Below are 11889 nucleotides of genomic sequence, written 5' to 3'. Positions count from 1 at the left end.
AGCGCACCGGCCGCGGATTCCGCAATGCCGACAACTACAAGTCGCGTATCCTGCTCAGGAGCGCCGCACAGACAGCGGCGTGACACTCACTCCAGCAGGCCAATTCCCGCTGAACCGCGAAGAGCCCTCATGCCCGCTACCGAGGTCATAGGCTCCTACCACGACCTCTGGCACGTCGAGCAGTCCTTCCGGATGAGCAAGACGGACCTGCGGGCCAGACCGATGTTCCACCGCACCCGCGACGCGATCGAGGCCCACCTGACCATCGTCTTCACGGCCCTGGCCGTCTCCCGCGCGGTCCAGGCCAGGACAGGGCTCGCGATCGCCAACGTCGTCAAGCAGCTCAGGCCACTGCGCTCGGCGACCATCGCCATCAACGGCGCTGCACAGACCTTCGCACCCGACGTTCCAGCCCAGCAGCAGGCCATCCTCGACGCCATCCACCGCCCGAACCTCACGCACTAAGCAAATGAGCCAACTCGGGGTGAACGGGTACTACAAGGCCGAGCTGGTCCGCGGGCCTGCCCGATCCGGGCCGTGGAAGACGGTCGAGGACCTCGAGCTCGCGACGCTCGGATGGGTGCACTGGCACAGCACCCAGCGGCTCCACGGCTACCTCGGCGACATCCCGCCCGCCGAGTTCGAGAACGCGTTCTATGCTGTCCAAACCGGCCGCGAACAGCCGGCCGGAATCAAATAGCGCGAGTCTCCATCAGACCCAGGGCGCTTCAACACCAACAGTGGGCTACTTCAAGAGATACAAGCCCGCTTGTTCAACCGCTCCCTGCCGCGGTCGATTGCCTCCTCGCACGTTCCTTGCTGAACCACTGCCGGATCTTGTTACGGGCCCGGCGAGTCTTGACGAAATGCTGCCAGTCCAAGCTTGGTCCCGCACCCTCGGCCTTGGAGGTGAAGATCTCCACCCAATCGCCGTGATTGAGCCGGCAGTCGAGCGGAACTCGGTTGCCGTTGACCCGCGCACCGATGGTCCTGTGACCCACCTCGGTGTGGACCGCGTAAGCGAAGTCCACCGGCGTCGAACCTGCGGGCAGAGCCAAGACCTCACCCTTCGGAGTAAAGACAAAAACCTCCTTGGCATCGATCTCCAAACGCAACGAATCCAGGAACCCACCCGGATCGGACGTTTCCTGCTTCCAGTTGACCAACGAACGCAACCAGCCCCCGTCGCCGTCCTTGGGACTCCCCGGGCGTTCGACGATCCGGAAGGGCCAGTCCTTGTACTTGCGGCGCGCCGCCACACCATACTCGGCACGCTGGTACATTTCGTGGGTACGGATCTGGATCTCGACCGGTTCGCCACCGGGTCCAATGACGGTCGTATGCAGGGCCTGGTACATATCGGAAGTAGGAACTGCGATGTAATCCTTATAGTGCCCGGGCAGGGGATTCCAGCGCGCATGTGTGGCGCCCAAGGCCGCGTAACAGTCCCGGACGGAATCGACCAGCACCTGGACGCCCAAGACGTCGTTAACGCCGTCCAAGTCCTTGCCCCGCTCGATCATCTCCTGGAAGATCGAGTAGTAGTGCTTGGTGCGGCCCGTGATAGTGGCCGTGATGCGAGCGACGCGAAGGTCTTCCGTGATCCGGTTGAGGATGACGCTTAGGCTCGTTTCACGATTCGGGAACCGGTCCCCCATCATGCGCACGACTTCCTCGTACGCCTTCGGGTACAAGGCCGCGAAGGACAGGTCTTCAAGTTCCCACCTGATGGTGTCCAAGCCGAGCCGGTCAGTCAGCGGGACGAAGATCTCCAGCGTCTCGCGGGCCTCGCGTGCCGAGGACTCCGCGGAAACAAAGCGCCAGGTGCGCGCACGGTGCAAGCGGTCCGCAAGCTTGATCATCAGTACCCGGAGGTCCTTCGCCATGGCCACGACCATCTTCTGGACAGTCTCGGAACTAGCAGCCTCACCGAATTGGACCTTGTCCAGCTTGGTGACACCGTCCACGAGCATTGCGACCTCCGAGCCGAAATCGCGCGTCAGCTCAGCGAGGGTGTAACTGGTATCCTCCACAGTGTCGCGCAAGAGCACAGCAGCCAGCGTCGTGGCAGCGAATCCCAATTCGGCCAAGATGGCAGCCACGGCGATAGCGTCTGCAATATGGGATTCTCCACTTGCGTTATCCAGCCTTGAGTGCGATCGCTCAGCCATCGCGTAGGCGCGCTCAATGAGCGCTACGTCTGCCTTCGCATAATTAGCGCGAGCAGTCTTTGTCAACAGGGCAAGGGCGCCAGTTGGACGAGCCAGTGAAATAATCCGCGGTAGAAAGTCAGCCGTTGCTGAATCCTTCGGGACTCTCTGGCCGAGGGAATGCATGGCACGCTGTTGGACGAATAACCCAAGTGATGAATCCGAGGCAATCACGGATACCAACTCACGTATATCGGGTCTTTTGGATGACGAAAGCACATCGATTGCCCGGTCCACAGCTGTCGCAGATGGAAGGTTGTCAGCTACCGTGCCCGTTATAGAACCAGATATCCGGTCCGCTAGATACGAAATCGCCCATAGTCGTATTTCCTGATCCCGCTTTGTTTCGATGATGATTTGTATCAACGCATCGTCAATGACAGCAGGTTCAGCGGCGAGCGTTAGTCGGCGAATCGTAGATACGACGTTCGCCGCAGCTGGATCAGCCATTGAACGTGCTGAGGTGGCTAGGCTGTCAACAAACGCCGTCCGTACCACCTTGGGTAGCTGCAAGCCATCCTCAATGATTTGAGAAACCAGTTCGGTCCCCGATGCAACATTTGTTCGCATTTCGGTAACCAACCAGTCGGCGAAGCGGTCGTCACGAAGCCAAGTCTCTGCAGCGAAGCGAATAAACGAGCGCTTTTGACCGATTCGGCTAGTTTGACCAAACAATCCGTCAAGGGTACGAAGATTTATCTCATGAACTACCGTAAGCGTCCAGGACGCGAGGTACTCGGCTAGCGTCTGATGTAGAAACTTCAGCGATTCTCCCTCTTGCACAACGACGCCACTTCGACGAGTGATCTCGTGACTTAAACGCACCCATTCATCTACCCTCATATTCAATGGTGCTGTCGAGATGTCTAGCACCCCACTCATATCTGGCAAGGAATCGGTTGACAGCCACTCAAGGGCAACAGACCCAATCGTCTGGTAAACGCGCTCTACCACAACGTCAACGTGCTTCACGGCTGTTGGTCCATACCTAGACACCATAGCCGAAGCCTGCGTTAGCGCATTACCCGGACCTCGATCATAAAACCGCTCACGAAGAGCAGATGTGAAGTTCCCGTAAATAGCCGTGCGCGTTTTTGGGATCTGCCTATTAGGATTCCAGCCATACAGCTGGCAGACCATAGTGAGCATTAGTGGATTACGCAGAAGCGCCATCTCGCTATGACCGCCCAGTTGAGCTAATACGGACTTCGCACTCGCCCCGGGATTCTCATGGCCCATCGCTTTGAACCAGTGGCCCATCACCTCCACGATCTCGTCCGGTTCAAAGGAACGGATCTCCCACACACCGCCCGAGGTTTGACGACGAATATTCTCCATCTCATCCATGGGCAATGGGCGAGTAGAAAACACAATCCGACTTTTCGCTTCCGGGGAGCTTGACATAAACTCGATGGCCTTTTCAACGACTGAAGTTCTTCGGCGTGCATCAAGAATCTCGTCAAGGCCATCGACTAGAAGTTGCCAGTGCCCGAGAGGCATTGGTGGAGCAGAAAAGAAATCGGCGGTGTATCGCGTTTCACCATGGAAGAATCGCGAATTTATTACGTCAGCAATAGTGGTCGCCAACGGTCGATCGAGCTCAATCTCAGCGGCATCAATAAGAATCGGAATATCCGCTGCCGTCCCAGGCATGAAGCGTTCGCATGGTTGACGTGACAACATTCGAAGCGCACTCGACTTCCCCCCGCCGGGGGCACCGACTAGAAGACCGCCATGCATCACGTCCTCAAGAAAAGATCCACCCCGAAGGGCAAGTTCCTGATCGGATGGCGCTGACTTGGGCACCGATTCCTCGACTACGTCCCACTCCAAAAAAGACTGTCGAACATGGACTGAAGAAAGCGGTGGAGCGTTGTCATCGAACAGCATTCCAGCATAGGGATGTGTGTCGTAATACACAAGGCTAGCCTTGACATACTCTTTGAGGTCACGCGTAGCCCACGACCATTTACCCGCGCGCAATTGTTCGTCAGTTAGATTATTCAGCCAGTCAGTCTGCAATAATCGTTCGCTACCCGGTATGAGGTTTATCAGTGGGGCGATTGGCTCGATGTGGACGCGGGTATCCTGATTTGAATGTGACAACAAACCGTAAACGCCGCCCGTCCGCAAGTTGATTACCGGACTCCCGCTTGCCCCGTGGCCCGGCGCAAGACCCACCGCGCGATACCGGAACCGTTTATCATTGTCAATATTTGACTTCCCGACAGCGGTGAAAGTTGCAGGCTGACCTAGGTAGTCACCGATTGGAAAGCCGAAAGTAGCAAACAGGTCACCCGTCACAACTATGTCGCAACACATTACGAAGTTTTTGTGGCTGACTGAATCTGACGTCAGATCGTCTTCGCATGAATTCGGTTGATCGGAGGGATCTAGTTTCAATATCGCTGCATCGCTGTGGGTTCCAGAAACCACAAAATTGACTTGTTTGCCCGACTTCAACTCAGCGACAAGGAGCGGGTAATACTCTCCACCCCTGCTTTCGTCTTGAACGACGTGCGCTGCTGTGGCAAGTATTCTTGGCGAGAGAAAAAACCCACTGCCCAGAAATTTATGATCGCCGTTCAGAAGCGGAGCGAGGATACGGACAGTCGCAGGTTCAAGGAATGCCTGCCAGTCAAACACTCCGGTCATTTATCAGAACGGTCGAACTCGAGGCTCACCTTAAGAGACGACCCTGCACCAGCTTTGCATAGCACAGCTGCCAGCCCGCTCGACCCCACCATAAATTCGACCCCTACTTCAACAGTAAGCTTCGACCACTTCAGACCGTTCAATTCAGTGACGGTCCGCTGAACTGCAACGCCAATTCCTTCAAGCGCTTTATCGATCGATTCTGCCTTTGGAGCGCCTATGGGGCCCTCCGGAGCTGGCTCACCGCTGTCGTTTCTGGCGTCCACGAAGAACCGGACTCCATCAATCTCTACGGGAACGAGGATGTTCATTTCAACCATGCGACTCTCCTTACAATCGAATGTCTTCGCATTCTCGCGGGAATGGTCCCGCTGGATGTGGGTCACGCTGCTGTAGGAGCAGCGCTCCTGAGCAGGATACGCGATCGGTAGTTGTCCGGGGTGCGAAAGCCCCGTCGAGTGCGCTTGATGCTTGATCGCGGCATTGTTCGCCTCGACCTTCGCCGTTACGGCGCCGGTGGCAATGTGGCCCTCGATTCCCGCCGACCACGCATCACGGTCCGCAGCGGCGCTTCGTCTCCGCAGTGGGCCTGGCCTCGACGAGGTCGATAGGATCCGCAGGCGGTCCTCTGCCTCCAGCAGCCGGCCATCCTCCACGCCCGCAACATCCCGAAAATCACACACTAAGACAATGAGCCGACTCAGGCTAGAGGGAGATCGAAGTCTGACTCTAGGCCTCCAGCGGGAAGGGATGCTCCCTCAAGGGCTATCCCTCGACCTGGTCGAGGCGTCTGGTCTGAGTGTGAAGTCCGCGAATCTCGGGACTCGACTGCCCGCCGTCCGCCACTGCCGATGCACCCCTGCAGTGACCTTCATGTCTCCTCCTTAAGCGCAATGTTCGACGTCTCGACCGTTGACTGCTTGGCGACGACCTGCAGACCTACGCGATCATCTTGAACAAGCCTGCCGAGCCCATGAGCAGATAGCCAGACCCGTTTCAGTCAAGCAATCTGGAGGCCAGCAGGAAGGCCACCGCGGGCCCTGCCCCGGAGGGCAGGCTCCCTTATGGGTAATACGTTGGGCTAAACCGCTACGAGGCCGTCTAGGCCCTCGGCGGCATAGCTCGGCGTAGACGTTGAGCGTGGTCGTCGCGTCCTTGTGCCCTGCGATCCGCTGCACGTGCTTCACGTTCTTCGTGACCGCGAGATAGAGGCTGACGGCCGTATGCCGGAGGTCATGGAACACCGGTGGCGCGAAGTCGATGTCTCCGCTTTGAAGACGGATGCGTGTCGACTCAAGGAAGTCCGCACGATCGGCGTCGGACAGATCCTGGGTCGACGCCAAAGCCACCCAGTCCTCTGCCACAATCGGGCCAAGCTCAGAGCGGCCCTCCCTGCGCGACGAACCGCGAGCGCCCTCACCGTTTCGGCACCTACGTGTGCGAGCCCCTTCCTTCTCTCGTCAACTCCAAGCGCGCGCTGAAGTCACGAGACGCTGCCGCAGGCAAGCGACTTCGCGGGGTTGTAGTAGCGACGGGTGAAGTTCGAGTTCCGCATCGGCTTGCGTTCCGCAGAGGCGAACAGCAGCTGAGTCGCTGCCTTGCCCCGCACGTACTGGCGCAGCTCCGAAGCGAGGGAGGGCGAAAGAGGCACTTCGCGTTCCTCGTGCCCCTTGGTGGTGCCGAGCACCAGCTGCCCCTTCACTTCCGAGAAGGCCTTGTTCACGGAGACGACCGGTCGATCGCCCAGGTCAAGGTCCTGAACCAGCAGCGCAGTCACCTCACCCCATCGCAGGCCGGTAAGTCCGGTGAAACGTACGAGCAACTCGTAGGGGCCTGAACAGAGGGCGAGACGATCGAGCTGCGCCCGGGTAAGGTACACCGGCTTGCGCTCCCGCCTCGTGGCCGGGACATAGCCCCGGATTCCGGCCGGGTCGAGCGCCGGATTGAAGGACAGGAGCCTCCGTGCCACGGCAAACTTCATCATTCGACTGAACTGATCGGCAGCGCGTTTGCGGGCGTCTGCACTCGCGGTCGTACCGTCGGATCGCTCTAGGCTCCTGACCCAAGCGCCTATGCCTTGGTAGTCAACGTTGGCCAGGGGGAAGTCCTGCCACGTCGGCGCGATGTGGTTGACATAGATCCATTCGTAGTCCTGAATCGTCTTTGGCTTAGCGGCTCGACGCCCGTTTGCCCCAAGATCGCGGACCTGGGCGATCCACTGGTCGTAGAACATCCCTACGGTCGTCTTCTCTGCCCTCGACGGATCGACGTAGGTACCGTTGCCGATCGCCTTCTTCTGAGTGCCTAGGAAGTCCTCGGCTTCGGCCTTCGTACCGAACCTCTTGGTCTTCCATCTCCCGAGATTGTCCTGATATCCAGCTTCCCAGCGTCTCTTCGGAAGCTTAAGGACGTTCGGGGCCTCGCGGCCCCCTTCCGCAGCGAGCTTGCGCTGCCTCCCGGCGAACGGCCTTGCCGAAGCCAAGATGGTGGAACTCGGGGCCGTACGTATCCGGGTCATCCATAGAGTAGACACCGACGTCCTCGGCGGCGGCCTTGGCCTTGGACTCCTGAAATGTAGATCCGCGGCGTCGCGGTCATGTAGAGGCGCTTGGCGGCCCTGAGGTAGGCGTTGTCGTGGACGCGGATGAACGCCGAGTCGTCCGTGCCGGGCTCGGTGATGCCCGTAGTGCGATGGGCCTCGTCGCACAGGATGAGGTCGAACGCGGGCAGGCCCGCCTCCTGCGCACGATGGATCACGTCGATCGACTGGTACGTCGAGAAGACGACCGTGATGCGGTCTTGGCCCGTGGAGATCCGGAACTGGTTCAGCAGGCGCGTGGGGTCAGTGGTAGCGGGGAAGCCTAGGTCGTGGACCGAGACGTCCTCGGCGTCCTTACGGCCCACCTTCGTGTCCGAGCAGACGGCCATGGGGCGCAGCGGGACCGACGCCTGCGCGGTCCACTCGTTGAGGGTCTGCTGCAGGAGCGCGATGCTGGGGACCAGGAACAGTGCCGTGCCGCGCACCGGGACCATCTGCTCGACAAGCTTGAGGGACGTGTACGTCTTGCCCGTGCCGCAGGCCATGATCAGCTTGCCGCGGTCTGCGGTCTCGAATCCGCGCACGACGTCAGCGATAGCCTCGCGCTGGTACTTCCGCGGCTGCTTCGCCGGAGACTTGCGCATCGTCTCGGGCCGGGCAAGGTCGAAGGCCGACCAGTCGATGGTCGAGCCGGCCAAGTCCCGCAGGCGGATGCGCTGCATGTCCTTGGACTGGTCCTCAAGGGCCTCCTCGGCGTGCTTAGACCAGTGGTCGGTGGTGGTCACGACCATGCCGTGGGCGAAGTCCACCTTGCCCACCGCAGTGAAGAACGAGTCGATGTGCTTCTTGTCCAGCTGGCGCTGCGGGTCGTAGAACTTCGCCTGGATGCCGGTGAGCTCGCCGGTGTACCGGTCGCGGGCCACAAGGTCGATGCCCGTGTCCACCTGCTCGTTCCGGCCGGGCCAATCGCTCCAGAGCCAGACGTCCGAGAACTGGTCAGCATACTTCGGCTCCAGCTCGAGGTACCGCTTCACGAGCCGCTCGAACTTGGTGCCCTTATCCCGCTCGTTGTTGGCTGAGAAGTAGAGCTGATCGAGTACGCTCGCGAAATCAATAGACCCCATGAGGGACATCTTGCCTCAGCGGAGCGCTCTGAACTCAATCCCACCCGACTAAGCCGCCGTCTTCAGAAACCCTTCGAGGTCCCCCTCATCGACGACGCGCCCGACGCGCTCCAAGCCGACACGCTGCCAAGGCCTAAGCGCAGCGTCATGCGCGATAACGGTAACCAGCTGGTCCTTCTCTGCTTCCGCATCTAGGAATACCGAGCGCGCGTGATCGAACTGATCATTGGTAGCGCCGGCCCCGGAAAGAGCTTGTAGGAACAGCTCCCTCTGACCCTGAATCATGCAGGTGACCTTGCGCGAGCCCCCGAACTTGTTTCGGAGGTCGGCGTTCGGCAGGACGCTACGCCTCGTGAGGAGCGCCTTCTGGACGACCACATCGCCGAAGTGCCTTGCCTTAAAGCCTGGAGCCGTCATCCTCAGCCCGTCCGCCCGTAGCACTGCCTCGGCAACTCGTGTCATAGCCTCCCCCAAGGAAGCACGATCCGACGCAGCTGTGATCTCCCAGTCGGTCGTCGGCCATCCCACCACGGGCTCACCCGCGCTCCGGCGGATCATCCGCCAGTTTCCGGCGATCCTGCGGCTGGCGAGGTCGATGCCCGCAATCGCCAAGCTCGCGGCGGCCAGCCCTCGGTCCGAGATACAGAAGAGATCGGGGGCGTGTTCCTGAACAAACAGGGTGATGCTCGTGCCGTCTTCAAGAGACCAAGGTAGGAACAGCTCCCGTCCGCCGTCGGACGGGCGCTCATGGATTACACTTTCCAGCGCTTCGGCGAAAGCGTCGGCCAGATTAGTGCTCATGGGTCTCCTTCCGGTGGATCAGCCCACATGACAGACGTAGCATCGACCTGCAAAACCCCTGCAGCAGCACGGAAGATCCGCTCAAGAAGCTCGCTGGCCTCACTCCCAGTATCAGGCACGGGCAGGAACGATGGGGAGAGGTCGATCGTAGCGAACGCCGACGAGGGCGACGTGCGCGTCTGCAAGTGGGTGAACCGGCGCCCGCGGTGATCCCCATTTACATCCACTCGAGCGACGCAGTCTCCGCGATAGGTCAGAGCGAGCGTCGGCTGCCACGGGATGCGAGGCCTGTGCATGAAGACCAGCTCGACGCGGTCATCCAGCGCCCCCAAAGCGCTGGCCGTCTCACACAAGCCTCGCCAGCAACCGTTCAGGGGTATCCAGCGGACGTCTCCGTACGCACAGAGCTCTGCGCTGCCCCCGGCTAGAGCGCGGAACGCGCCCTCATCCTCGGCTCTCACCAGACCCCCATCCGAAGTGCAGCAGCTTGGACATAGGGTAACGAGCGACCGCCTCAAGGGGCAGAGTTGGGACGGTGGCCTGGAACCGGGACTGCTCGGCTGCCTCGCATCAGCTGACGTGATACCAGAGCTGTACCAAGGGGACTCGCGAGATCTAGGGTGATTCGGGCTGGCTCATGCGGATTCCGCACTCAACGCCACATAACGCAAGAACCCCCTGCTTCCCACCGATTCCGCGGGATGCAGGGGGTTCTCCCTGGTGGCTCCGACCGGCGTCGATCCGGTGACCTTTCGATTTTCAGTCGAACGCTCTACCAACTGAGCTACAGAGCCTCGATGATTGCTCATCGAAAGACAACCTGACCGGAGTCATGTCGCCGAAGCGACCCTGACGGGACTTGAACCCGCGACCTCCGCCGTGACAGGGCGGCGCGCTAACCAACTGCGCTACAGGGCCTTGGTGTTTGCGGTGCGAACCCCGCTCACAAGACTTAGATCCTAGCAGACCCTTTCGGGCCACTCAAAATCCGCTCGTGCGTACCCCCAACGGGATTCGAACCCGTGTCGCCGCCGTGAAAGGGCGGTGTCCTAGGCCACTAGACGATGGGGGCCAGCCAGACCATCAAACTATAGGGCCGGGCTGTCATACCGCACAAATCGCTAGAGTGGGCGGCATGGGCACGGCGGCGTGGATGAGCGAGGACGAGTTCGAGGCCGCCGTGGACGCGGCACTCGACCGCATCCCGCGGCGGATCGCCGAGCACATGGACAACGTCGCCGTCTTCATCGAGGACCGCTACATCCCGCGGGCGCACGATGACCCGGATACCGTCCTGCTGGGCCTCTACGAGGGCACACCCCTGACTGAGCGCGGCGAGTGGTACGCCGCCGGGTCGCTGCCCGACCGCATCACGGTGTTCCGCGAGTCGATCCTGGAGGCGTGCTCCTCCCGCGACGAGGTCATCGAGGAGATCCTGGTGACGGTCGTCCACGAGCTCGCGCACCACTTCGGGGTCGACGACGACCGCCTCCACGAGCTGGGCTGGGGCTGACATGGGCCACACGCACGCCCACGACCACGGTGGGGCGACAGCGACCGGGAGGCATCGCCGTCGTCTGCTGCTGGTCCTGGCCATCACGCTGTCCGTCGTCGTCGTCCAGCTGTTCGCGGGCTTCCTCTCGGGATCGCTCGCGCTCCTCGCGGACGCTGGCCACATGTTCTCCGACGCCGCCGGGCTGGGCATAGCACTCACGGCCGCCTGGGTCGCGACCCTGCCCCCGACCGACCAGCGGACCTTCGGCTACCAGCGCGCCGAGGTGCTCGCCGCACTGGCCAACGCGCTCGCGCTCATGGTCGTCGCAGTCGTCATCTGCCTCGAGGCCCTCCAGCGGTTCGGCGGCGGCCACGAGGTGCAGACGACGACGATGCTCACCGGCGCGGCCCTCGGCGCCGTCGCGAATCTGGCCGGGCTCCTGATCCTGCACGGCGCCCACCGGGAGAGCCTCAACGTGCGTGGCGCCTATCTCGAGGTGCTCGGGGACCTGCTGGGGTCGGTCGCAGTCATCGCGGCCGCCGTCGTCATCATCACCACGGGCTGGGTCCAGGCCGATGCCGTGGCATCGCTGCTCATCGCCGTGCTCATCGTGCCGCGCGCCTGGGGCCTCCTGCGCGACGTCGTAGACGTACTGCTCGAGGCCAGCCCGAAGGGCGTGAGCGTGCAGAGCATCCGCGAGCACATCCTCTCGGCGGCGGGGGTCGTCGACGTGCACGACATCCACGCTTGGACGATCACCTCCGGCGTGCCGGTGTTCTCAGCACACGTGGTGGTCGAGGACGAGGTGCTCGACGCGGATGGGGTCGACCGGGTCCTCGACCGCCTCGCCCAGTGCCTCGGAGAGCACTTCGACACGGAGCACTGCACGTTCCAGCTCGAGCCCGCCTCGCACCGGGAGCACGAGCCGGAGCAGCACGCCTAGGAGACCGCTGAAGAATTGGGGGCGGCGAGGCGTGCCCTGCGTGGTTCGGGCCGCGGGTGGTTAAGACTGGGTTCATGCAGGGTCGCGATGACGGGCAGCGTGAGTTGTTGGATGTGGAGGCG

General features: G+C 61.3%; 8 protein-coding genes, 3 tRNA genes and 3 pseudogenes. 4 read left to right on the top strand and 10 right to left on the bottom strand.

All coding sequences use genetic code 11. The features are described from left to right. Both ACQ5BE_RS18785 and ACQ5BE_RS18780 read left to right on the top strand, forming a co-directional pair. Window positions 1–465, top strand: a 465-nt coding sequence (locus ACQ5BE_RS18785; RefSeq protein ID WP_430298466.1) for an IS1634 family transposase, incomplete at its 5' end; no start/stop codon positions are given. A gap of 19 nt (window positions 466–484) precedes the next feature. Further along, a pseudogene (locus ACQ5BE_RS18780) lies at window positions 485–700 on the top strand (IS3 family transposase); the annotation flags it as partial. A 68-nt stretch (window positions 701–768) separates the two neighbouring features. On the opposite strand, the pseudogene ACQ5BE_RS18775 reads toward ACQ5BE_RS18780, so the two are convergent. The 10 genes and pseudogenes from ACQ5BE_RS18775 to ACQ5BE_RS18730 all read right to left on the bottom strand — a co-directional run. Further along, window positions 769–2336, bottom strand: a pseudogene (locus ACQ5BE_RS18775) (RelA/SpoT family protein); the annotation flags it as partial. Window positions 2337–4328: 1992 nt separating this feature from the next. Further along, window positions 4329–4865, bottom strand: a pseudogene (locus ACQ5BE_RS18770) (S1 family peptidase); the annotation flags it as partial. Continuing rightward, a complete protein-coding gene (locus ACQ5BE_RS18765) occupies window positions 4862–5185 on the bottom strand; it encodes a CU044_2847 family protein (protein ID WP_430298465.1) in 324 nt (107 codons plus the stop codon). The gene ACQ5BE_RS18765 and the pseudogene ACQ5BE_RS18770, both read right to left, overlap by 4 nt. A gap of 627 nt (window positions 5186–5812) precedes the next feature. Next, entirely contained in the window at window positions 5813–6214 is a 402-nt protein-coding gene (locus ACQ5BE_RS18760; protein ID WP_430298467.1) for a tyrosine-type recombinase/integrase, read from the bottom strand. Window positions 6215–6348: 134 nt separating this feature from the next. Further along, complete coding sequence (locus tag ACQ5BE_RS18755; protein ID WP_430298464.1) at window positions 6349–7383, bottom strand: tyrosine-type recombinase/integrase; 1035 nt, start codon at window positions 7381–7383, stop codon at window positions 6349–6351. Then, window positions 7380–8528 carry a DEAD/DEAH box helicase family protein gene (locus ACQ5BE_RS18750; protein WP_430298463.1) on the bottom strand — a complete coding sequence of 383 codons (1149 nt, stop codon included), beginning with the start codon at window positions 8526–8528 and terminating at the stop codon, window positions 7380–7382. Before ACQ5BE_RS18750 ends, ACQ5BE_RS18755 begins: the two co-directional genes overlap by 4 nt. 48 nt (window positions 8529–8576) lie before the next feature. Then, window positions 8577–9329, bottom strand: a complete 753-nt coding sequence (locus tag ACQ5BE_RS18745; protein WP_430298462.1) for a hypothetical protein — start codon at window positions 9327–9329, stop codon at window positions 8577–8579. A 718-nt stretch (window positions 9330–10047) separates the two neighbouring features. Continuing rightward, window positions 10048–10123: transfer RNA gene (locus ACQ5BE_RS18740), tRNA-Phe, on the bottom strand. A 50-nt stretch (window positions 10124–10173) separates the two neighbouring features. Next, a tRNA-Asp gene (locus tag ACQ5BE_RS18735) sits at window positions 10174–10247 on the bottom strand. Window positions 10248–10328: 81 nt separating this feature from the next. Next, window positions 10329–10401 (bottom strand) — tRNA-Glu (locus ACQ5BE_RS18730). A gap of 63 nt (window positions 10402–10464) precedes the next feature. Here ACQ5BE_RS18730 and ACQ5BE_RS18725 point away from each other — a divergent pair. Further along, on the top strand, window positions 10465–10842 hold the full coding sequence (locus tag ACQ5BE_RS18725) for a metallopeptidase family protein (protein WP_430298461.1): 378 nt from the start codon (window positions 10465–10467) through the stop codon (window positions 10840–10842). 1 nt (window position 10843) lies between these two features. Next, on the top strand, window positions 10844–11767 hold the full coding sequence (locus ACQ5BE_RS18720) for a cation diffusion facilitator family transporter (RefSeq protein ID WP_430298460.1): 924 nt from the start codon (window positions 10844–10846) through the stop codon (window positions 11765–11767). Window positions 11768–11889: the final 122 nt, after the last annotated feature.

This window comes from Sinomonas sp. B1-1 (assembly GCF_050474465.1).
GTDB lineage: Bacteria > Actinomycetota > Actinomycetes > Actinomycetales > Micrococcaceae > Sinomonas > Sinomonas flava.
Note: the sequence above shows the minus strand (reverse complement) of the source record. Positions and strands in the feature narration are given on the sequence as shown.

Coding starts and splice junctions, on each gene's coding strand:
- ACQ5BE_RS18725 (WP_430298461.1), top strand. CDS start 10,465: ATGGGCACGGCGGCGTGGATGAGCGAGGACGAGTTCGAGGCCGCCGTG.
- ACQ5BE_RS18755 (WP_430298464.1), bottom strand. CDS start 7,383: ATGACCCGGATACGTACGGCCCCGAGTTCCACCATCTTGGCTTCGGCA.
- ACQ5BE_RS18750 (WP_430298463.1), bottom strand. CDS start 8,528: ATGGGGTCTATTGATTTCGCGAGCGTACTCGATCAGCTCTACTTCTCA.
- ACQ5BE_RS18765 (WP_430298465.1), bottom strand. CDS start 5,185: ATGGTTGAAATGAACATCCTCGTTCCCGTAGAGATTGATGGAGTCCGG.
- ACQ5BE_RS18720 (WP_430298460.1), top strand. CDS start 10,844: ATGGGCCACACGCACGCCCACGACCACGGTGGGGCGACAGCGACCGGG.
- ACQ5BE_RS18745 (WP_430298462.1), bottom strand. CDS start 9,329: ATGAGCACTAATCTGGCCGACGCTTTCGCCGAAGCGCTGGAAAGTGTA.